At 45.6% G+C, this 24501-nt stretch carries 16 protein-coding genes; 7 read left to right on the forward strand and 9 right to left on the reverse strand.

From position 1 onward, the window contains the following. Both IEU85_RS06340 and IEU85_RS06345 read left to right on the forward strand, forming a co-directional pair. Positions 1-3915, forward strand: a complete 3915-nt coding sequence (locus IEU85_RS06340) for a discoidin domain-containing protein (RefSeq protein WP_188355417.1) — start codon at positions 1-3, stop codon at positions 3913-3915. 204 nt (positions 3916-4119) lie between these two features. After that, positions 4120-6543 (forward strand): PASTA domain-containing protein, encoded by a 2424-nt coding sequence (locus tag IEU85_RS06345; RefSeq protein WP_188355418.1) that lies wholly within the window; start codon positions 4120-4122, stop codon positions 6541-6543. Positions 6544-6699: 156 nt separating this feature from the next. On the opposite strand, the gene IEU85_RS06350 is transcribed toward IEU85_RS06345, so the two are convergent. Next, a complete protein-coding gene (locus IEU85_RS06350; protein ID WP_188355419.1) occupies positions 6700-8469 on the reverse strand; it encodes a DUF4153 domain-containing protein in 1770 nt (589 codons plus the stop codon). Positions 8470-8581: 112 nt separating this feature from the next. Here IEU85_RS06350 and IEU85_RS06355 point away from each other — a divergent pair, with 112 nt between their 5' ends. From IEU85_RS06355 to IEU85_RS06365, 3 genes are all read left to right on the forward strand, one after another. After that, complete coding sequence (locus tag IEU85_RS06355; RefSeq protein ID WP_188355420.1) at positions 8582-9106, forward strand: DUF2975 domain-containing protein; 525 nt, start codon at positions 8582-8584, stop codon at positions 9104-9106. Next, entirely contained in the window at positions 9106-9315 is a 210-nt protein-coding gene (locus IEU85_RS06360) for a helix-turn-helix domain-containing protein (RefSeq protein WP_188355421.1), read from the forward strand. Before IEU85_RS06355 ends, IEU85_RS06360 begins: the two co-directional genes overlap by 1 nt. 62 nt (positions 9316-9377) lie before the next feature. Then, positions 9378-10979 (forward strand): C69 family dipeptidase, encoded by a 1602-nt coding sequence (locus IEU85_RS06365; protein ID WP_188355422.1) that lies wholly within the window; start codon positions 9378-9380, stop codon positions 10977-10979. A gap of 115 nt (positions 10980-11094) precedes the next feature. Here IEU85_RS06365 and IEU85_RS06370 read toward each other — a convergent pair whose 3' ends face one another. From IEU85_RS06370 to IEU85_RS06405, 8 genes are all read right to left on the reverse strand, one after another. Beyond that, positions 11095-12303, reverse strand: a complete 1209-nt coding sequence (locus IEU85_RS06370) for an ATP-binding protein (RefSeq protein ID WP_188355423.1) — start codon at positions 12301-12303, stop codon at positions 11095-11097. Positions 12304-12433: 130 nt separating this feature from the next. Continuing rightward, positions 12434-13627 (reverse strand): SLC13 family permease, encoded by a 1194-nt coding sequence (locus IEU85_RS06375; RefSeq protein WP_188355424.1) that lies wholly within the window; start codon positions 13625-13627, stop codon positions 12434-12436. A gap of 391 nt (positions 13628-14018) precedes the next feature. Next, positions 14019-15161, reverse strand: coding sequence for a D-alanine--D-alanine ligase family protein (locus tag IEU85_RS06380; RefSeq protein ID WP_188355425.1), 1143 nt, complete (start codon positions 15159-15161; stop codon positions 14019-14021). 187 nt (positions 15162-15348) lie between these two features. After that, positions 15349-16344 (reverse strand): NAD(P)H-dependent glycerol-3-phosphate dehydrogenase, encoded by a 996-nt coding sequence (locus tag IEU85_RS06385; protein WP_188355426.1) that lies wholly within the window; start codon positions 16342-16344, stop codon positions 15349-15351. Between the two features lie 153 nt (positions 16345-16497). After that, the gene (locus IEU85_RS06390; protein ID WP_188355427.1) at positions 16498-17586 is read right to left on the reverse strand and encodes a linear amide C-N hydrolase; all 1089 of its coding nucleotides are present in this window, start codon (positions 17584-17586) and stop codon (positions 16498-16500) included. Positions 17587-17848: 262 nt separating this feature from the next. Beyond that, the gene (gene metF, locus IEU85_RS06395) at positions 17849-18676 is read right to left on the reverse strand and encodes a methylenetetrahydrofolate reductase [NAD(P)H] (RefSeq protein ID WP_188355428.1); all 828 of its coding nucleotides are present in this window, start codon (positions 18674-18676) and stop codon (positions 17849-17851) included. Positions 18677-18785: 109 nt separating this feature from the next. Further along, the gene (gene metE, locus IEU85_RS06400; protein ID WP_188355429.1) at positions 18786-21167 is read right to left on the reverse strand and encodes a 5-methyltetrahydropteroyltriglutamate--homocysteine S-methyltransferase; all 2382 of its coding nucleotides are present in this window, start codon (positions 21165-21167) and stop codon (positions 18786-18788) included. Positions 21168-21651: 484 nt separating this feature from the next. Then, positions 21652-22572 (reverse strand): aldo/keto reductase, encoded by a 921-nt coding sequence (locus tag IEU85_RS06405; protein ID WP_188355430.1) that lies wholly within the window; start codon positions 22570-22572, stop codon positions 21652-21654. 412 nt (positions 22573-22984) lie between these two features. Here IEU85_RS06405 and IEU85_RS06410 point away from each other — a divergent pair, with 412 nt between their 5' ends. Together IEU85_RS06410 and IEU85_RS06415 are read left to right on the forward strand one after the other, a co-directional pair. Then, a complete protein-coding gene (locus IEU85_RS06410; protein WP_188355431.1) occupies positions 22985-23530 on the forward strand; it encodes a helix-turn-helix domain-containing protein in 546 nt (181 codons plus the stop codon). Between the two features lie 5 nt (positions 23531-23535). After that, entirely contained in the window at positions 23536-24339 is an 804-nt protein-coding gene (locus IEU85_RS06415) for an IS3 family transposase (protein ID WP_229714808.1), read from the forward strand. The last annotated feature ends 162 nt before the right edge of the window (positions 24340-24501 follow it).

Here is a 24501-nt window from a genome sequence, read left to right on the forward strand (position 1 = left end):
ATGAAGAGACGAAAAACAGTTGCAGCACTTGCAGCTGCAGCTACACTCAGCGTGGGAGCAATTATTCCCACAACAATTATTACTGCCACAGCAAATGCAGCAGATAATGAGACAGTAACCGTAACCCCAAACCCATGGTATGCTAATGGTCCTTTTGAAGGCTGGGGTACTTCACTAGCTTGGTTCGCCAATGCTACTGGCAAATATGGAGAAGAAGGCTTTATCACCAACCGAGATCAGATTAGCGACGAAGCTTATCACAAAGCTCTCGAACACGGTAAGGCATTACGACAAGATTTTTATAATAGTATCTTCAGCGAGCAAGGCCTAGATCTTAATATGGCTCGCTACAATATTGGCGGCGGCAACGCGTCTGACGTAGCTTATGATTTCCCATTTATGCGTCAAGGTGCTGCAGTCCCAGGATATTGGGCTGACGACCCCACAGGAGCTAAAAACCTTTATGGTGGCGCAGCGACCACGCAAGCAAACAAGGAGCAAATTGCCCAACGTTTTGACCCGTCCAATGATGCTCAATACGACTGGTCGAAGGGAGCCTCACAAGAATGGTGGATTAATCAGGGACACAAAACTGGCGATATTACTCATATTGAAGCATTTGCCAACTCTGCCCCTTGGTTCTTAACAACAAGTGGATACGCCACTGGCGGGTTTAACTCTGGAAGCAATAATTTACAAGATCCAGAAAAATTTGCACAATATATGGTTGCTGTCACCAATCATTTGGAGCAGCAATACGGTCTTGAAATTAATACACTTGAACCATTCAACGAATCAGAAACCGGTTATTGGGGTACTCCTAATTCATTCGCAAATGACAAGTATGATACTACAAATTCGGAACTTATCAACCGATACTGGCAACGCTACTTTACTGATAAAAACAAATCAGTGACGCCGTATACCACTGCTGTGAAGAAGCCTCAAGAAGGCATGCACGTTGACAATAGCGTACAGCAGGAAACAATCAAAGCCCTACGCAACGCAATGGGCACCAACGACCATACACAGATTGTAGCAACGGATGCAACTGATTCAGGTCAAATGGTTGACTCATATAATGAGTATCCGCAAGCAGTGCGCGACATGATAGGACAATATAACACCCACTCCTACGGCACTAACAGGCAGCGAGTGGCCCGCGATATCGCACAAACCGATGGCAAGAAACTGTCAATGAGCGAGGTTGATGGCGCTTGGCAAAGTGGCGGGTTCAATCCATACGAGTTCAGCAATGGTCTTGGCATGGCGGGTAAAATCAATAGCGATATCTATGCTCTGCAATCCAAGGATTTCAACTTCTGGCAAGTTGTAGAAGACCTCTATAATATGTCTACTGGTACACAAGACGTATATGGACATACCGCCAATCCACAGGGTGAAAACACCAATTGGGGCACAGTATTCATCAGCTTCGACTGTACTGTCGCAGACGAAGATGGTAATCTATATTCCGAGCGTGACGTTGATAATAATGGAGGCAAAACAGAAGGCTTACAGCCATGCTCTGTGATTGTAAATTCCAAATACAACGCTGTTCGCGCATACACCAAGTTTGTTCATGAAGGCGATGCAATTATTGCCAATAACCGCACTGCTGACACACTTACTGCCACATCAAAAGATGGAAACACACAAAGTATTATCCACACTAATAAGTCAGCACAAGCTCAAACATTTGTCATTGATCTTTCCAAGTTCGGCAAAATCAGCGAACAAGCTACTGGAAAACTCTTTTTGACTACCGCCCCAGCAAAAGCAGAAGGTACCACAGCATTCTTTGGAGCAACACCTGAGTATATGAATACATTCAGCAATGTTGAGCAACCAAATGCTGTACACATCGATCCAGTAGCTAAAACTGCAACCGTTACTGTTCCAGCAAAGTCTATTGCTTCAATCGAACTCACTGGTGTAACCGGCATTGCTCCAACAGCTGGAATAGAAAACAACGCATCATATGAGCTTATTGGCCAAGCATCTGGCAAAACACTTACTGCTCAGCGAGTAGGTGATTCAGCACTCTCCTTACAGGATGCAGCAACTACATCACAAACTGCACAGAGTCAAACATGGAAATTCCATGAAGTAGCAGCACCTGCACAGCGTCCAACATTACGTCGCTATATTATTACCGGACCAAACGATATGGTACTGGTATCAAGTAACGGAACTAATGCTTTGCAGTCCATGAGCATCGATGAAGCTACTCATAATCCTGCGGCACTGTGGGTAGTAAATACCGAAAACGGAGAATCATGGAGTTTTGTTAATGTTGCCGCTCAGCAAGCTATTGATGTGGATGGGCAAGGCAAAACCTCAGGGACAAAAGTTGGGCTTTGGCTATCTGGCGGTGGCACACACCAAGCATGGTATCTGCATACTGTCGAACCATTAAACGCACAAGATATCAATGTTCATACTGTTGTCAATACAGAGCCCCAACTGCCACAACAAGTAACCATCAACTACGAGTGGGGCACTGCTAAGTCTACATCAGTTTCTTGGAATACAGATGGCGTAGCTGAGCATGTCCGACAAGCAGGTACGTTTGATATTGCAGGAATTGCAAGTACTGCACGCGGTAGCAAAGTACCCGTTACAGCACATGTACATGTTGGACAATTTACTGTAGTGGATCCCGCATCTATCACCGTTGGGGTTAATAGTAAAGTAAGTGATGTCGCTCAAGCAGCTCCAAATACTGTTCACGCCCATGTCGTCACTTCCCCAGAATTTGACACCAAAGTAACATGGGATTTCAGCAAGGTTACCGATACTCAGTTTGCAACAGCGGGTCAGTTCACTGTTCCTGGGACTGCTGATGATAGCAATGGCAACACTTTGCCAGCGACACTAACTGTGTTTATTACCGAACGTAATACTGCAGAAAATATCGCTCCATCTCACGCTCAAGCGTCGGCATCAAGTACAGAAAGCGGATACAGCGCATCGAATACTATCGACGGAAAACTCAATACTAATTGGTCGAATTGGCGAAATGGTGGAGGTGACAACAATCCTTGGCTACAGTACAATCTTGATGCCACATATCCAGTGGACGAAATTCGGTTCTATGTTGATCAGAACCGTGCAGAAGCAGCAGTAAGCAATATCACTGTGCAGGTTAAGGATGCAACTGGAGCATGGGTTGATACAGTCTCAAGTAATGAGATTATTACGGAAAGCGGCAAGCCAACAGTAATTGCACTACCATCTGGAACAACAACCGATGCTGTTCGCTTGAAGTTAGCCTATGGCAACAAAGCTGATGAAGATTACTTTACTAAAGTTGCCGAAGTACAAATTATGGCGAAAATCAGCAATGCTCCTGCATCTGATGCCACTCTCAGTGATTTGCGAGTTGATGGTCAGAGAATTGAAGGTTTTAAACCAGATAAGACTCAATATAAGGCAACACTTGACTCTAATGCTACTACATACCCTCTTATCCAGGCGTATGCGACTGACAATGCCGCACAGATTGTTATTGAGCAACCAAGCAAAGACAATGGCGGCAAAGCCACTATTCATGTCATTGCTGCAGATGGTTCCAAACAGACAACTACAACTATCGAGTTTGGAGAGCTACCTGATCCAACTAAGCCCGGTAAGGATGAAGGCACACAAACCGATCCGACCACACCGGGTAAAGATGAAAATAACCAAACCGATAACAAGCCATCTCAGGGAGAGCAGTCAAACACAGGCAATCATGACAACGCCGGCAACACCGATAACGCAAGTAACGCCGGCAACGATAGCAATAGCAAACAAACAGCCATGAACAACACCAATAATCTGGCATCAACCGGCGTAGCTATAACAAGCCTGCTCGCACTAGTCATACTCGCCACAACAGGAGCCGCCATACTACTACGACGCAAAGTTTAAAATGAGTTCACCATATTAAACGCTGTATATAAATATGGCACTGCTTCGCGAATTATGTGCTCTGTACCTTTGGTTGCAGAGCACATTTTTATACCAAAAACTCGCCATACGTGTTCAAAGCTCAGTATTTACCCATGCACACAACATATTTCCTATATACTGGGTACTTATATAGAGCAATTCAAGGGGGAAGGTGAGAGAACTATGTTTTGTGATCAATGTGGATTTAAGAACACCGATGATGATGTATTTTGCCAGCAGTGCGGCAACAAACTCATATATGATCAGCAAACTGAATCGTTGGCAGCGCAACAACCAGTACCGGCTACACAGCCAGCTCCACAACAACCGACATCGCAACCAGTACCAACAACACAACCGATACCAAGCACTCAGTCCAACACAACACCATCAGACGCACAACACCCAAATGGTGACACTACCAATTCACCTGTAACATCACCATCATCAGTGCCACCGACAGCATTACCACCTGAAACACCTGCATCGGCTCAGCAAACCCACAATACTACACCGCGCAAAAAGCACACGTTCACTATTGTGCTGAGCATTATTGCAGCACTTATCGTTATTGCTCTTGTCGCAACATTTGTCACATGGAAAATGGAACTTTGGGGCGGTAAAACACTGCCCAACCAACAAGCGTTAGCCCAAGAATTACAGGTTAAAGATGCCAAAAAACTCAAGGCAAAGGATGTTGCTAAACACCTTAAAACCAAAGGGTTTACTGTGAAAATCGAGCGAGTGTTCAGCGGCAATACACCGGGAACATTCGTGGGATATCAAGGAGCAGATGCAGATAGCAGACAATCGCTGAGCCAACATATCACTGTTCAAGAATCAGCAGGTCCTGGAGTTCCTCAAGGCACCGTCGGCAAGCCTGCAGATCAGATTGTGACTACACTGCAAAATATGGGGGTTCCTGTGCATTATAAGCAGGTCGCAGTGCATGACAAAAAGCAGCATCCTGTCGGTAGCGTAGTGCTCACTAGCCCAGCAGATGGCATGCCACTTGCTGAGGCTGATACCGAGCGCGGCATTATGGTAGGTGTTGCCAGCGACCAAGACGGCATTCCTGTTGATATTCAAGGGATGAATCCAGATGACGCCCAAACGATGCTTGAAGATATGGGTTATACAGTTAAGACCGAGTATAAGTTCAGTTCAAAACAGTATGTGGATAAGGTTGCTGCAACCAACCCTGCTCCTGGCTCTCCCCTAGATGAAGGCGATAGTATAACTCTGTATATTGGAGCCGATGCCAGCAAGACGATGGATCTTATCACGGAAAGCAATGATTACGGTACTGCTCCTAGTCTCCATACAGATGCCGTGACTGGTCTGTATTGCAAATCAACAATTTCGGATGCAAATAAAGACTGTGTGACACTAAGCAAGCAAAAAATGAAATTCGGTGGCTCTTGGACGGGAATAACATTAAACGATAGTGAAAACGTTATGAATGTTTTCCCGTACGCGCAAAACTACATACCGCTCGATTCGAAGACTCCAAGCGGAGAAAGCTATTACGATAAAATGCTCTTTAATAAAGGTTGGGGAGCATTCGAAATCTTTACTTTCGAAAATGCATTGCAGTGTGGTGATGAGTATGTCGATGAAGGTTCTATGGTTGTATGCTCTCAAGGAACAATATACACCCCAGACGAATGGTCTAAATCCAATTTCGATAAGCCCAAGGAATCGATGAACTATGTTATGCAAGACTATTTAGCTTATGCGCCAGTTGGCACAGATATTACAGCATGGCAAAAGAGCGAATATTTTGATAAGGATGCAGAGAAATCAGTATCTAGCGATAAGAAAGTAGACACGTCTCGACCATTCATTGTGATACGTGATAGTAGTCTCTACGATGAAACCTCATACTCTGCTGATGAATGGGAAACTCATGATTCGTTTATGCCATTCTTTAGCTCTAGTTATCGCAACTCACGCGTAGTACCAATGAAACCGGCAATTAGCGATAAAACAGTGTATTACTTGGTGGAACAAAGTGATCCTGATTGGGATATGTTACAGGACGCCAAGGTGAAGGGTGCCAAGCAAATCGATCCATTGCAGCATGCGGATAAGCTCACGCGCGATACCTTAAAGGAGATTGCCGGAGAGTATATGCTTTCCTCTGGAGCAGGGGCATGGGCTGATGTACTTACCATTAACCAGGATGGCAGCTATGAAGGCGATTACCATGACACCAACATGGGTGGCGCTTCTGATCCTGATAAATATCCTAACGGACAGCAATACGTGGCAAATTATTCTGGCAGACTCAGCAAAGCCAAGAAGAATGATGACGGTACCATCACCATGTCCATCACCTATAAACTCCATGGCACTGCTGGTGAAGTTCGAGATATCGATGGCGTCGAAACTGAAACTACAGACAGTCAATTAAAAGACTATTCAGAAATAACCATTTATCCTGCTGGATACAATATTGCAGATTTTTCACGCGATATCCAAACATGGGCACCATGGAACGGCGACGACTCATATCTCAGCAAACAAACGCAGTATCCGGTCATTGTTGCCAGCAATGAGAACGGAGATCTCGCCTATTTTAATGTTGATGAGCCTTGGCAATAAGATAAGCTCACCAAACCAATCGATAGTGCCGCATCGCAACATGAGTTTTGCAGGGCGGCACTTTCCCTTTCCATAGCCGCCCATCCTCTGTGCGCTTCTATATAGTTCTAAATACTTCTAACAGGTTCTATACCAATCTAAAAGCGCAAAGCACTATTACATGTACGGCTGATCATACCCAAACGCAGTGTTAAACCACATAATAATATTCGACGGATTCACAATCCCCAGCACTATCCACCATATCAACACCAGCACCATGCTCACTGCAATTAACGGCAGTTTGTTCACACGTAAACGAATGCCAGCAAGCACAATAATGATTGCAACAACAGGAATAAAAGTTACCGAAACCGACCGTAACCAAGTCAGACCATACGCATCAATATAAATACCCAGTTTTAGCGCTGCACTACCTGCCATAAGCATGCTCAAACCAAGCAAACCGACTAATAATCCGTGCACTACGCGCGAGGCTTTGCAATATCGTATTGCCAAACCAAAAATAGCAAGATTAAGTAGCACAACAACTATAAGCTGGAAAAAACCACTGCGCGCATACTGTGCATACGTCAGCCCAGCTGGTAGCTGTATGGTGCCTTCGGTCAATAGCCCAAACACCAAATAACGAACTTGAATGGCGCAAAATACAGCGTACAAGGCAAGAATACCAAGCAGCACAATACTCGTGGAAGTAGGAGTAATAGAGGCGTTCTGAGCAAAGCCAGTATCTTGCGTAAGGTCCGTATCTCGCGTAAAACCTGCATCTTTTGTAGCTCTCTGTTCAGATTGCATTGCAGAAGCCACGCCTTGTTCTATGCGCAACCAAACTCCAGCAAATAGTGAAAAAAGCAGCCATCCAAAGCAAATAACAAATATGGTATGCCCTAGGAACGCAGTAATATCAAAAGAAAAAACAGCCCGTTGCACAAGCGCATTAAATATTTCATCGGATTGCATCAATAATGGGACAGCCACTATACAAACTGGGATCAGCATGAGGAGACCGACCAGAATCTCGTGCCCCCTACCACGCGCAGTTGTCGGGCGCTCGAGAGCAGCAGATTGGGCTGCAGCATGAGTGCTATCAGCATTCACGCCAGCAGTGTTCACATCACCAGCATGTCCACTATCAACAGACGCACTAGCAGCATTCACATCACCAGCACTTACACCTAGCGAGACATGGGTTCCTTGATGAAACCACGCAGCAATTGAGCGCGCGCACACTCCCCAGTTAGCGAAAGGCTCAATCACACAACCACGTAACCAGCGTAATACACTATTTTTTGGCTGCTCGGCATGCACTAATTCAGTTGGAATTTGCGTCAGGAACACGGCGAGCGCAGGCAACACTATGATTGCCGAAAGTACTGTATGAATAGCACTTCCATCCTCGGTATTATTTGGAGCAAGATAGTTTTCTACTATTACAGCAGCACTCAAGGCTAACCCGAGTATTGCAAAAACACAGTATCCTGCACGAACAGCTCGTGAGCGATGCCAGCATACGCGCAGAAACTGCACGGTAACCACAGCAAAAGCCGCCAGCCAAAACACACCAAACCATACAAATGGTGTAAATACTGGCATAGATGCTGTCAAACTGCTATTTACCGAATCATACGTGGAAGTAGCATGCGCCATAGCATAGGCTGCTCGGTCAGCAATGATAGCAATGGCGAGCGCACTTGCTAATGCTATAGCACTGTGTACTCGCGTGAGTATCGGTTGTTTCACATTGCTAGCTTGTCCCACATCACTAGACTGCTTCAGGTCAATAGGCTGCTTCGCATCACTAGCTTGTTTCAGACTGCCAAGCCGGGCTTGTTCACTCGATCCAGTATTTGCCGTATCGTACTGCATTTCATGTTCTTCATGATTATCAAGATGTGCGTGTATTTCATGATTGTTGTACGTTTTCATAATTGCAGAATATATCGTTTTTCGATATGCAAAACCATTCATATATATTCTTTCACAATCTATTCATATCGTTTTTCGATATATTTGTATTGCATATCAATACAATGAGAGTATGAACACTAAACCAACGCCTCAACAAGCATCACACTCAGCAGCACTACCCCATATTCATGTGCTCGCTGCACAAGTAATGATTGTATTACTATTCCTCGGAGCCGTTATTACACAATTTGTACTACTACCTACTCTCGCAGCACAACAAGCTGCCCAAGACCCAACTAAAGCATATTTGCAGCTGCCATACACCCTATGGTGTGGCGCTATTATTGGCGGTTTTGAACTAGGATTATTCGCTATCTGGAAATTACTCTCTCTCGTTAAACGAAACACCGTATTTACACAACCATCACGATACTGGGTAACTCTTATTATCTACTGTGCAGGCGCAGATACCATACTCTTGGCACTCTTACTCGCTCACATTACATTGATTGCCCACGTTGGCACAGTGTTTACTAACTGCATTTTGGCAGCAATTGTAATTTTTGGTATCACTTTTGTACTCATTATGCTAGTCATGCGTCAACTTTTAGACAGTGCCACAGCTGATCGAACTGAATTGGAGGCAGTAATCTAATGGCTATTCAAGTGCAATTAGATGTCGAAATGGTTAAACAGCATGTGGGAGTAGGTGAACTTGCCGAGCAGATTGGCATTACTCCAGCAAACTTGTCTATTTTGAAAAACGGCCGCGCCAAAGCAATCCGTCTGAGCACACTTGACGCCCTTTGCAAGGCACTTCACTGCCAGCCAGGTGATATTCTCACCTACGTAGAAGATGAGTAAACGCTTCACTGTAGCGCAGCACACACTTGCTCTAAGCGACCTATCGTCCTACAGTAGTGCTCATGTCTTGTACTACATTATTGGTTGGAAAGCTAGCAAGCTATAACGGTTCAACAATTATTGCCCGCAATGATGATTCTGGATCAGGCCGCTACGATCCAAAGCGATTTATTGCAGTAAAACCAGAGGATCAGCCACGCCACTACACCAGTGTACTATCTCATGTTGCAATTGAATTGCCTGACAACCCTTGCAACTACAGTATTTTTCCTAATGTACTGCCAAATCGTGGCGTACTTGCTGAGGCTGGCGCCAACGAATACAACGTAGCCATGAGCGCTACAGAAACTATCGCAGTTAATGAACGCGTGCTTGCAGCCGACCCCATGGTTGAGTATGTGCCAGCGCACGGTACTCCGGGCGACACCTCCTATCAGCCTGAAACTCTTGGCGGCATTGGCGAAGAAGATATTATTACCCTCGTATTGCCATATGTGCGCACAGCACGTGAAGGGGTACTGCGGTTTGGGCAGCTTCTTGAACAATACGGCACATACGAAGCTAATGGCGTGATTTTCAGCGATCCAGACAATATCTGGTATGTAGAAACCATTGGCGGTCATCATTGGATTGCGCGTCGCGTGCCAGACAATGCATACGCCACAATTCCAAACCAACTTGGTATCGACAGATTTGATCTTAACGATGCCTTTGGTGAGCGCCACGAGTATATGTGCAGCGCTGATTTACCAGAATTTATGCTGACCAATAATCTTGATATGACAATGCCAGCAGCCACACCAACTGTGGGATACCAAGCAAGCGCCGTATCAAATGATATTGTCCGAATTGGCAATCATGGCATATTTAACCCGCGCCACGCCTTTGGCACAGCTACACACAAAGATCATATTTATAATACGCCACGTGCTTGGTATATGCAGCGCTATTTCAACCCAAGCCTCGATTGGGATAGTGAGCAAGCCATCTACACGCCTACTTCTGATGATATTCCTTGGTGTGCAGTTCCTGAGCGCAAAATTGGTATCGAAGATGTGGATTGCGTATTAAGCTCGCATTTTGAAGGCACGCCATATGATCCTTATGGCAATCTTGGCACACCAGAGTCACGCCACCGCTACCGTACGATTGGTATCAATCGCACTGGGCATATGGTTGCTATCGAGCAGCGCGGCGATAAGCCAGCAGCGTTTGCCACCGTGTACTGGGCTTCATTCGGTTCAGGTCCTTTTACCGCAGTAGCACCGCTGTATGCAAATGTCACAGACACTCCTGCATATTTGCGTGACACTACGCCAACTGCTTCAACAGACTCACTGTATTGGACAAACCGCATTATTGCAGCACTTGCTGATAGTCATTTTAATGAAACCAGCAATGCTATTGAACAGTATATTGAAGAAGTGCACAGTTTTGGCTACCGCCATGTAGCAACTACCGATGCCAATCTTGAGCAGCGCTTTGCCCAAGAGCCTGCCACACAGGAACTGCAGCAAGAGCAGTTACGTCAAGCGCTCGAAGCAGCCAACGAACAGATGGCGCAGTACTTGCAGCAGCGCACTGCCAAGCTTCTTGATAGCGTGCTCTACACGGTCAGCAATCTTATGCGCAACTCATTCGTGCTTTCCGACCGTTGGGCGTAGCAATACCCCATGCACAGTATGTAAAAGTATGTAAATTAGCCTCCCGTGCTGTATAAAGTACAGGAGGCAGTTTTGTTTGTGCCACATGCTCTTGCACCTAGCATAAACTATTCAATTACCAGGTTTCACTTAATAAAAAGTCTTCTGCGTGAACGATCTTAATACCATCTTCAATCCCTATATCGAGGTCATTGAGTGTAACCACATATTTTGGATAATTGTCCCGTATATTTTTAAGATTTCCCACTTCTCTCGCTGACCCAGTAGGAATTTGCACACAGACTTGCACATAGATTTTTTCATCACGCCGTGTGGCAACAAAATCAATTTCTTTACTGCCGTCCTTACCGACAAAGACTTGAAATCCACGTCTTTTTAACTCTAAGAATACGAGATTTTCTAATACCCCATCAAGCATTGTTCTATTAAATCCAAGCAATGCGTATTTAAGAGCAACATCTGATAAATAAAACTTTTCCTGCGTTTTAAGAATATTCTTACCATTAATGTCGTAGCGTTCGCACGGATAAATAATAAACGCCTGCTCAAGCCAACGTAAATAGTTATAAATACTTTCTACCGAAATACTCCTATGCTCACTTTTAAGGAATTTGGCGATAGAATTTGCAGAAAATGTCTTCCCGATATTATCGATAATGTACTTTACTACTCGATCAAATAAGTCTTGCTTATTAATACGATGCCTGTTTACTATATCCCTAGAAACCACGGTATAGTAAATTCCATTAATAACTTGATATGCCTGCTGTGCTTCAAGCTGGCTCAATGCCACAATAGGAAACCCACCAAAGCGGATATATTCATCAAGTAACGCTCTTCGAGATTTATCGCTCGGTTCCTTAAAACGAAGATATTCTTTATAAGAAAGCGGGTATACCGGAATAGTAATATAACGCCCAGTGAGATATGTCGAAATTTCACTTGACATCAGTTTGGAATTAGAACCGGTTACATAAATATCAACATCTGTTCCTTCAAGCAAGCTGTTAATTGCTCGTTCCCAACCATCTATTTCCTGAATCTCATCAAGCAATAAGTAATAGCGACTTTGACCTGACATTTGCTCGGTGATATCGTCATACATTTGCTTTGCAGACATATGTGCAGGCATGTCCATTTGTGTATACTGCTTGCTAATAATGTGGTCAGCAGCTATACCTCGCTTAAGTAATTCATCTCGAATCATCTGTAATACTGTTGATTTTCCACAGCGACGAACGCCGCTTAAAATCTTCACTAGCGGCATGTCAATAAAAGGGCGTATCGCTTCAAGATATAGTGGTCGCTCAATATAACCAGCCATGCACACTCACCAACTTTTCACTAGATAACTACTCAGTGTAATTCCAGTATAGAAAAGTTTTTAAGGTTAGACCTGAAAAAGTATCATATTTTACAAAGTTTTTAAGGCTAGACCTGAAAAAGTATCATACTTATTCGATTATTAATGCCAAACCAAGCAAAGCAGCTAAGAAAATAACATTCCACATCGTATACACGCGCAGATATCGACCACGATGCTCTGGATACTTATCAACTACCGTCTTATAAGAAATTAACGAAGCCATAGACGCAATCAACGTACCCAAACCACCCAAATTGGTACCGATAATCAGCGGTTCCCAATCAGTAGAGAAGCCAGAAAGCAACAGCGATGTTGGCACATTAGAAATCACCTGCGAGAAACCAACACCAAGCTCAAGCGGATATTGACCAACCAGCGACTGCGCAATTCCCGCAAACTCAGGCACGCGTCGCATATTGCCAATAAACACGAAGAACATGCAGAAAGTTAATGGCAAAAACCAATCCACCCGAGTGAATGCACGACGGTCGCAGAACATAAACGCAGCGAAAACGATGACCACCATCAGCCATAATGGAAGTTTGCCACCCACGCCAAGCAAACAGACCACAAACAGAGCCGCATACGCCAACGTGCGCCAACCGCCATAGCCAGCGCCATAGCCGGTAATACGGATCTCATCTGGCTGATGTCCTTGCGCATTCGGAGCCAGCACACTTTGCTCAATACCAGTAGCATCCAACTGTGAAAACTCAGAAACGCGCTGAGAACCAAAAACTATGGAAATAACCACAATCAGCAGCACCGCAGCAAGCCCTGTATACGGGGCCATAATCTCGATAACCTTGCCAGTAGACAGCCCCGAGACGGCCTTAAGATATAAATTATGCGCATTACCGATAGGAGTGAGCATGGCACCCAAATTGGCACCCAGTGTCATTAAGGTCGCCACGAGCACAATATGCTCCTCCATATGCGCCATAATAAGCACCGCAATAGCAAACGGCACAAAAGTTACCAGCGCAACATCATTAGTAACCAGCATTCCGGAGAAAAACGGCAAAGCAACTAAGGTAAGCACTAAGCCTCGCGCCGTGCGCACACGCCTAAGCAATTTAGCGCCAATAATACGAAATACGCCAATACGCTGGAATCCACACACTACCAGCATCAAACATGCAAGCTGGCTAATGGTATTCCAATGAATATAGCCTAAATATTGCGCATCTGGCGGCACCAAAATGCATGAAAACACAGCAAGAACTGTAGCTACAACTAGTACAGTTTCGTGCCTAACAAATTCCACGAACCAGCGTCGCACGCTCACTCCTCCGTAAGATGAGTTTCACCCTACATCACACTTGGCACTCTGTAACCCCGTACTCGCCAAGTAGGTGGCGCCATACGTATCTGTACTCTTGTGCTACTGACTATTTCTAGATAGTACTGTAGTACATGGTGTGCTTACTTTGGCTTAATTTCGCGCGTTTTAAGGCCGTTCGGCGCGTTGTTTTTCCGACCGCTGCACTCAAGTTTTACCCCTTAAGCGCGCTATTATTGGAAAACTTTTCCGACCGCTGACAAAAAATTAGATCACAGTAATACCCGCAGTAGCACACCTCAGTCAGCATACCTGCCGCTACAAGGAGATGCAGATGTGCTACCGCAAAAGAAAACTGGAATAGTAAAATGTAACAGCAAAACTGCAACTGCTACTTGCGACGCACACCCTCAATCAGAGTAGCAATCAAATCACTATACGGCAGGCCGCTTGCCTCCCATGCTTTTGGATACATGGAAATAGCAGTAAAACCAGGCATAGTATTGATTTCGTTGACAAGCACATCACCGTCAGGGGTAACAAAAGTATCCACACGGCTCAACCCCATACCATCAACTGCATCAAACGCACGAGCTGCAACCTCACGCACGCGCTGTAAAGTCTCTTTTGGCAAATTTGCCGGCACTTCTACGTGGGAAGCCGAAGCATCCATGTATTTGCTATCAAAATCGTAGAATGAATCCGCATTCGATGCACGCGAATCCAACACAATTTCTCCCGGCCAACTCACTCTTGCTTCGCCTGTTGCTGTACTGCGTAATACAGCACACTCAATTTCACGGGCATCAATGCCCTGCTCTACTAAAATACGCCAATCATGTTCAGCCGCCTCTTGTACAGCAGCAGCTAAACGAGCTTGACGCTCACCTCGATCATCTGACCACTCTACTTTAGTCACTCCAAAACTTGAACCAGCGCGAGACGGCTTAACAAATAGTGGCCAGGTAAGCCCCTCCTGCTCCACCTGCGCTTCAACCGCTGTACCAGTAACCGTGTCAGCCTTACGAGCATCAAGCGTAAACCCTGGAGAAACGGCAATACCAGCCGCACTCAGTAGCACTTTCGTGTAATGCTTATCCATACAAGCTGCAGATGCGAGCACACCACAACCCACATATGGCACATTCATCATTTCCAGCAGACCTTGCACTGTACCATCTTCGCCATAAGGTCCGTGTAATACAGGGAATACCACATCAACAGCGCCCAGTGAATCTACAGAACCATCCGCATTTTGCGCCATGAATCCCAAAGCACCTGCAGAAGGGTCAAGCACCACGCGGCGAGAATGTTCCGTTTCCTGCACTGTCGGCAGTGGTGAAGAGTTCAATGACCATGCACGTGGATCTTCTCCATCAACAATCCACACGCCATCTTTGGTGATGCCAATTGGAAGAACATCATATCGATCAGTATCAATTGCACGCAATACACTGCCAACTGAAACACAAGAAATGGAGTGCTCATCTGCTTTACCACCGTAGAGCACTGCAACGCGAACCTTCTGGCTCATTCGCTGTCCTTCCGTACCAATCGCACTAGCACCACTTGAGCTACGCGACTATCCAAGTTATCCAAGTAGCCTTGCTATTGCAGTATGTCATTACCACAATTCTAGCTATTGCAAAGCTCTTACCAGACTTATACTACAAAGCTCGTCTTGCAATACCAATTTTGCAATAGTTTTACTACTTCACCTATTATTCAACGGTTATGCCTGTTGCAAAAAGCTCAGCAAGCATCTGCTCGCAAGAGATGCCTTCATCAAGTACCTTAGCCATAGCACAAGCAAGCGGAGTTTCTACACCCAAACGCTTGCCCAATGCTACGACAGCAGCAGTTGTTGGCACACCCTCTGCCACACCATTACTTGCTTGCGTTGCTTGAGCAACATTCATGCCGCGACCTAAATTAGCACCAAAGGTGTAATTACGGCTTAACGGCGAGCCACAAGTCGCAATTAAATCACCAACGCCAGCTAAACCACTAAAAGTACGAGGATCTGCCCCCGCTGCCTCGCCTAATGCAGTAAGTTCAGCAAGCCCACGAGTTTCCAACATTGCAGCAGTGTTTTCACCGAAACCTGCACCGCGCGCCATGCCAACAGCGAGCGCTACAACATTTTTCAGTGAGCCGCAGTATTCTAGCCCGATCACATCATGCGATACAAATGGGTGGAAATAAGGCGTCACACATGCTTGAGCAACTTTCATTGCCGCTTCTTGATTAGCTGAGGCAATCACTGTTGCTGATGGTTCTCGAGCAGCGACTTCTTTACTTAAATTTGGTCCAGAAAGCGCCACGAATCGATCTGCATCCAACCCCAGAGCCTCGCATACCACCTCGTCCATGCGCTTGCCAGTTGAGCGTTCCAGTCCTTTCATCAGCGATACCACAATAGTTTGCGGTTCAATAAGCTCTCGAAATGCAGCCAGTGCTTCTCGTGCTGCCTGTGCTGCAATAGCAATAACTACAATTTCTGCACCGGTAACTGCTTGTTTTCGGTCAGTTGTAGCTGTCATGCTTGCAGGTAGTTGCTCTACGCTTGGCAAACGTTTGGTATTACGATGGTTATGGTTAATATCATCAATAATGACTGGCTCAATTCCCCACATCACAATGTCATTGCCAGCATCTGCCATCACTTGACCGACCGTAGTACCCCAAGCGCCTGCTCCTAGTACTGCAATTTTCATGCTATTCCTCCTGATTTCCTGCCATTGCTTAGCTCCTCACTGAGTAAGCAGTTAAGCAATGCGTATGTTCGTATTTTTCGGTCTGTCAATGTGTGGTATACAACGCTGATGTATCACACAAACTAGGCAATAGTGTAACGCGCATGGAGGAGCTTAGTTACCGAGTTTGTCAAAATCAGGTTCGGATTGCAGAGCAAACTGCACAAGTTGATTGCCATCAAGAGCCGCGCTTTGTGGTTCAACTGCCATAATTCTGCGGTTTTCATAGGTGGTGACATAGTATGCAAAATGCTCTAAATCAAGAGCGGCGCTATACATGGTGTATTCTTCACGCCCGTGTGCATTAATTGTAGAGCCTTTCACCATCAACACGCTATCAAGCAAATGCAGCACCTGTGTTACTGCTTCTTGCCGCGTGCTTACTGCGCTAGAGTGCTGCACTTGGAAAGCAGCACGGATAAAACGTGAGGCTGGTGTGGAATCTCCTGGCAAACCAAGTTGCCCAAAACCTTCGCCATTAGGCGCAAGAGTTAAAGCATCACTGGCCTTGGCTGTAAACGTATTCTCTGGAGCTACTGTATTAAGCCCCATAAAATACCGTAAATGCTCTAATTGGAATGGGAACGGAGGATTATTGGTCAATACATGTGCTGGATTGTCATATATTGCAATGCGATCGGCAGTTTGTTCGATAACGATGGCTGCACCAGTACGGTCTGCGCAGAAGAAATGCAGGGGCGCTGCTGGCATCTGTGGAGCAAATACTTCGTCGGTAATAGCGCAATGATTTAATAATTCGCGCGCTTGCTCAACATTATGCGCCTGAGTGAGCGTATAGGTAATCAGTTCAAATGATGCAACCCCAACAAGGCCACTAACACTACCGTCGCCATCTCCGATGCTGTCGCTACCACTACCATTATTGCTCGTATTGCTGCTTGTTTGAGCATGGTCTGCACTCTGTAATGTTTCACGTGCAACATAATGCGCTGATCCTGGAAAATACAATCCTGCCATATACAGACCGGATTCGTTCACTGCTTCCGCATATAAAGGATAGTCTTGCGCTACAGTTGCCATGCCTAATAGCGCATCATGTGTCGATACCGTAGCACCATTGCGAAATGCGATTGGCACATTACGTGGAGTAAGCACCACTCGCTCACCGAAATGCATATCAAGATCAAGATTTCTTCCTGCAAATGTTCCAGCTGAAGTTGGTAATACAAAAGTCGTACACATACTACTGACTGTACTCTTATTTATTTACCTCTTCGAGCACAACACAGCCATAGCAAAGTGGTATATACCAAATACATACCAAGCACTTACAAAATATCTACCAAATACCTAACCGCATATGGCAACAGCTAGGGCATAATACCTACACCCTAGCTGCCGCACATCGCACTACATCTGCGCATCAACTACATCGGTACATCGCAGTATTTACTTGGCATTGCTATGCATCTGTCCATATAATCGCACTACATCTGCATGCAGTTCACATGAAATCATGTATATTTTGCCAGATTTTTCGTGCAATACATGGTCTATTCATCGTATATAAATGAATATGCTCCACGCCCTGAGCACGCAAATCTGCAATCTGCTCACTTGCATACACAATGCCCGCCTGTGCCAATGCTTGCGGATTATCATGCCAGCGATCAAGTAAACGCTGCACTCTAGCTGGAATACGAGAACGGCAAATATGCGTCATACGATACGCCGACTGCGCTTGAATAATCGGCATAATACCTGCATGAATAGGCACATTGATTCCAGCTTTTTGTGTGCGTTCAAGGAAACGATAAAAATCATTATTATCAAAGAATAATTGTGAAATCAGATGACTGACACCACTATCCACTTTGAACTTCAAATGATCTACATCTTCTTGAATTGATATGGACTGCGGATGCCCTTCCGGGTAGCAAGCCCCATAAATAGCAAGCTGCGGATAGCGCTGAGCAATATATGAAACCAAATCGCTCGCGTACTGAAACTGCCCAGTTGGCTCGATACCAGCACGCTCATCACCGCGCAACGCAAGCACAGCACTTACTCCAGCTTCTACATACGCGTCAACCGTACGGTCAATCTGCTCACGTGAAGCATACAGTGCCGTTAAATGCGCTACAGAATCAATACCATACTCATGTTTAATAGTATGCGTAATGCGCGCAGTCCTCAGCAAATCAGTATCAGATCCAGTGCCATACGTCACCGAAATAAACGAAGGCTTGACTCCTTCAAGTCCATCCAACGTGTCGTACAGCGTACCAACAGGACTGGAGGCTTTCGGCGGAAAAATTTCAAGCGAAAACATAGCGTTTCACCTTTCCTACTTACTCACAAAACGACATACTGCCGAATTACAGGTGGCTGTACTGTCACAATGTGTACAGCACACCGTCTTACTGGCTGTACTGTCATACTCACTTACCGCTGTTTTGTAACTCTTGACGCACCTGCACAGCTGCTTCAACCATGTGTTCAAGCGCTGGCCACGTTTCCTGATTACCGCGAGTCTTTAAGCCACAATCCGGATTAACCCATACTTGGCTACTATCAATTCTCGATACAATCGTGCGGATACGTTGCGCAAGCTCATCTACGGCAGGCACACGAGGCGAATGAATATCATATACACCAGGACCAACCTGTGTATGGAAGTCGGATTGCACAATCGCATCAAGCACTACAAGTTCACCGCGTGATGCCTCAAAAGAAATAACATCGGCATCCATAGCATCAATGTCTGTAATAATGTCATTAAATTCCGAATAGCACATATGTGTATGGATTTGTGTAGTTGGATCCACTTTGCTATGCACAAGGCGGAATGCTGCAATAGCCCAATCCAAATACTCGCTATGCCACTGGCTACGGCGCAAAGGCAGCTTCTCACGCAATGCAGCTTCGTCAATTTGAATAATGCGAATACCGTGCTTTTGCAAATCTAATACTTCATCGCGTATCGCTAAACCAATTTGTAATGCTTGCTCACGTTGAGCAATATCCTCACGCGGCCACGACCAATTCAAAATAGTTACCGGACCAGTCAGCATACCTTTAACGATCTTCTTGGTCTGAGCCTGCGCATACTCACTCCATGCCACCGTAATAGGCTCACGGCGTGAGACATCACCGTAAATAACCGGAGGCTTCACACAACGAGTACCATACGACTGCACCCACGCAAATTGCGTAAATACATAGCCATTCAAATGCTGGCCAAAATACTCCACCATGTCATTGCGCTCAAACTCACCATGCACGAGCACATCAAGCCCAATGCGCTCTTGGTGAGCAATAACTTCATCAATCTGCTGCTGAATAAACTGCGTGTACTGCTCATCCGTCAGTTCATGCTTGCGGTATTGCGCTCGCACTTTGCGCACTTGCGCGGTTTGCGGGAATGAGCCAATCGTTGTAGTTGGTAATAGTGGCAGATCAAATTCCTGCTGCTGGATCTCCAGTCGCTCCTGCCTATGCGGCAAGCGCACAAAATCACTATCGTCTAATTGCTGAACTTGATTACGGATCTGCTCATCTGTTGCCACACGATTGCCACTATGCAAACTGCGGTTGGCACGATACTCGCTATCCTTTTCACGATCAGTTGCTGACAATGTAGCCAAGCGCCCCAGCTGCACCAGCTCGCCGAGTTTTTCCTGCGCGAAAGCGAAATGTTGAGTAATTTCGGAATCTAATTGTGTTTCCAGTTCGACAGTATATGGCACATGCAGTAGCGAGCAGCCTGTAGCAATAACTAAATTAGCATGAGCTTGCTGCGTAATATCACGCAACTGATCTACCACGCCAAGCGTAAGCTCATAATTATTGCGCCAAATATTCCTACCAGAAACCACACCTGCAAATAATGTAACTGACTGAGGAATACCAACCTGCTGCAAGATATCAAGATTATCTTGGCGTCCTTCAACAAAGTTAAGACCAATACCATCAATACCGAGCTGTACGAGAGTCTTATACGAATCTGCAATATGCCCGAAATACGTATTAACTAGTACTTTCACTGCTCCCTTGTTGCGCACAATCTGCTCGTAGATAGCGCGCAATGCATTAAGATCTACTTCGTCAACGCCGTGCGCAAGCCAAGGCTCATCAAGCTGCACCCAAGGAGCGCCAAGTTCTTGAAAACGCGCGATAATCTCTACATAGCTTTTCACAAAAGCAGTTAGCGTGCGCTCATCATATGACAAAGGCTGGTTCTGAGCATCCCGCGCAAGTTTCAGGAAAGTAAAAGGACCAATAAGCACTGGTTTAGTAGTAATACCAAGGTTTTTTGCTTCAATAAACTCATCAAATGGTTTCGTGCCAGTAACTGCAATCTGATCCACAGATTCGATTTCTGGAACAATATAATGATAGTTGGTGGTGAACCATTTTTTCATAGGCAGCGCTGCAATATCGCCATGCGCACCCTGATAGCCTCGCGCTACTGCAAAATACGTATCTTCTGGCTGTTCAAACTGCAACTGTGCGTATCGCTGCGGAACAGCATTCAGCAGCACAGCCGTATCAAGCACTTGATCATACAAACTGAAATCATTGCTAGGAATAAAATCGATACCAGCATCTACTTGCAGTTGCCAATGCGTCCTGCGCAATTCTTGGGCTTGTGAGCGCACTTCCTCAATACTACACTCGCCTTTCCAATACCGTTCAATCACGCGTTTAAGCTCTCGATGTGCACCAATTCTAGGGAAACCAGATACTGAGGTTTGCAATGGTGTTGAAACAGGCTCTCGGTTTGCAGTTACGCCAGTGGTGTCAGTAGTGTGCTGGGTCATCATTCCTCCAGAAGCTATGTGTAAGCCTTGTCAGGGCAGCTGATATGAGTTTGAACATATCCGTTCGCGCTATCAGCACTATCAATAGTTACGTGTTATCAATAGTTACGTGTTATCAATGGTTATGCGCATTGATATTTCCGCGTATTGATAGCTGAATACAGTAGTAGGTATGCTTTGTAGTTGTACTTCGTATGGTTGTGCATATATTGATTGCGCATATATGGCAACATACTGCGGCAGCACATGCCAGGCATATTGTGTACTGGTGCTGCATAGGTTTCGAAACTGTTAGACACAGCATAGCGTAAAACCGGCTTCAGTATGATATTAGCTACTGTTGCATGTCGGTATAACTGGAGCTTATAAGCAAAAAGCTGACTATAGCATCTATAGCCAGCTTATCAATAATTCTTAACTCGTTAGCGCCGTTGTAAAGCAGCCAATTAGTTATTTACTAAACGCTAACGCGTGTTATCTTGCATTATGGCAAATCATTGCCTGCTGCAAAATACAGATCGTACCACTCTTGCGCATCCAAGGTGACATCAGCGCCTGCAGCCATTTGTACAATGCGCTCAGGATTCATCGATCCCAAAATCACTTGCATACGAGCAGGATGACGCAAAATCCAAGCAGTAGCAATAGCATTCTTAGTGGTATGGTACTTCGTTGCTATTTCTTCAAGCTTTGCATTAAGCTCTGGGAACTTTGGATTATCAATAAATACACCCTCAAAGAAGCCATACTGATATGGGCTCCAAGCCTGAATGGTCATCTTCTTCAAACGAGTGTATGCAATGGAGCCACCATCATGGTCAATGCTGGAATCATCACGCATATTCACATGGAATTCCTGCTCAATCATGCCGGTATGACCTAAACCAAATTGCAACTGATTGACCTCTAGCTTTTGTTCAACAGCACTTTGCAAGAGCTCGGTCTGCCAAGGATTGACGTTGCTTACACCAAAATGACGAACTTTGCCAGCATTGTACAGCTCATTGAATGCCTCAGCCAAACCGTCAAGTTCCACTAAAGTGTCTGGGCGGTGCAACAGCACAAAATCAACATAATCGACGCCAAGATTCTCTAATTCATAGTTCAAAGCGTCAATTAGATGCTGCTTAGAAAAGTCATAACGCTTTCCAGCAACAATACCAAACTTTGTCTGCAAGTAAATACTATTGCGATCGATACCAGCGTCCTTCAACGCACGCCCGAGAACACGACTACTCTCGCCATCGGTGTAACAGTCTGCGGTATCAAAGAAATTAATACCAGAATTAACAGCAGCATTTACAATGTCTACTGCCTCTTGTGCTGACTTTTCGTGAATACGCATAACACCAAGTGCTACGCGAGAAGCCACAACACCACTGGTTCCAAGTTCTGCAAATTTCATAAGTATCCTTCGTTGGAACAGTTAGAATTGGGGACTCTTGCAGTCTATCGAATAATACTTTGTTACTAGGCGTTTTTATTTTTAAGCATAACCTAGCAGCACTTTTTGCCTAATGCCACACATAATCTATCAAGTATAACCTAGCCATTGCGCCAATTCGCATTAAAAGTACCTGTGCGCAGCTCTTCATGACTGCAAATACGTTGAATTCTAATATAATTCTTTGGATAGGGTGGGTAGTAAAGCGACTCTTGGGGTGCGAGGGTGGTTGTATTGCTTACTACCGGTTGCTAGTAGTAAACTAGCAGGTTTTGGTAGCCTGCATTCGTATTATGTACTGGATTGAATAGCTGTGCACTGTCTCCCGAAAGTTGGACTGTGTTTTGTTTTTCTTTTGGGAAAGGGTGTGGTGTTGGCTGGTAAGAGGATGACTGCTCGGATGCGTGAGCAGTTGTCGGATTTGTTTGAGTCTGGGGTGAGCTGGGGTCAGGCTGCTCGTATTGTTAGTTGTAATCTTGGTTCTGCTCAGGATGTTTGTAATCGTTGGCGGCTTCATGGCAGACTAGTGCTTATGAATAAGCCAGTGCAAACACGGTATCCTTTTGAGGTCAAGCTTGAGGCGGTTACTCGGTTTTTGCGGGGTGAAACCGCGATGAGTATTGCTAAGGATTTACAGCTTGCATCCCCATCAACGGTCCATCATTGGGTGCGCGTGTATAGGCTGGAAGGCGAGTCGGGATTGCATAACAAGCCTCGTGGCAGACGCCCGAGTACCCCTCGCTCTCAACCTCAATTGCAATCCCAGGAGCAGGCTCGAGCGCAGGAGCAGGTTCGGGATCGTGTGGTGCAGGAGCAGCGGGATGAGATTGACCGGTTACGAAAGCGGCTGTATAAGCTGGAGATGGAGCATGCGATTTTAAAAGGGTTAAGGGACTTGGCTCGGGCTCGCGAGTATTGACACGCGTGATAGCCCAGTTACAGTCCCAGTATCCATTATCAGAGTTGTTAGCGGCTGTGGGTCTTGCTCGTTCGACGTATTATTATCATCTTGCGCGTTTGGATCGGCCGGATAAGTATGCGCAATTGCGGCAGATGATGAGGACGGTGTTTGAGCGTGCTCATGGTCGGTATGGGCATCGTCGTATCCGTCTAGCCTTGCAGGGTCAAGGGGTGCGTGTGAGTCGTAAACTCACGATAAAACTCATGCGTGAGGAAGGCTTGGTATGTCGGGTGCGTGCACGTAAACGCTATACCGCGTATCGGGGAACGGTATCGAGAATCGTGCCTAATATACTGGATCGCAAGTTCCGTCCTCCACACGCGAATCATACGTGGGTTTCCGATGTCAGTGAGTTTCGCATAGGTAAGCACAAACTCTACTTGTCTCCCGTGATTGACTTGTATGACCATAGTGTACTCGGGTTTGCTCTCGGCACGTCAGCGAATTGTGACCTGACCAATGAGAGTTTACGCCACGCGTTCAAACGAGCTCAACCCGCCCCAAGATTACTCGTGCATACCGATCAGGGAGTGCAATACCAGAGTGCAGCATGGAAGAAGATTCTCATCAAACACCAAGCGATACCATCCATGTCACGCAAAGGCAACTGTCACGATAATGCTCTAGCAGAAAACTTCTTCTCTCACATTAAAACCGAACTGTTCTACCAACACACGTTTACCACGCTACATGAACTCAAACAAGCAATCCGACCTGAGTCCACTGGTGCAACACCAAAAGAATCCAAGAAGGACTCAACGGCATGACACCAAGCCAATACCGCAAAACACACCCCAATCCCACCACACCGATACAATAAAACAATCCAACATTTGGGGTACAGTGCATTGCTTTATTCCGTACGATTTGAAACATCTGATATTCCAAACTAGCCACTTTTGCCACAAACACTCACACCAAACATCCTC

The sequence above is a fragment of the Galliscardovia ingluviei genome (assembly GCF_014635685.1).
Lineage (GTDB): Bacteria > Actinomycetota > Actinomycetes > Actinomycetales > Bifidobacteriaceae > Galliscardovia > Galliscardovia ingluviei.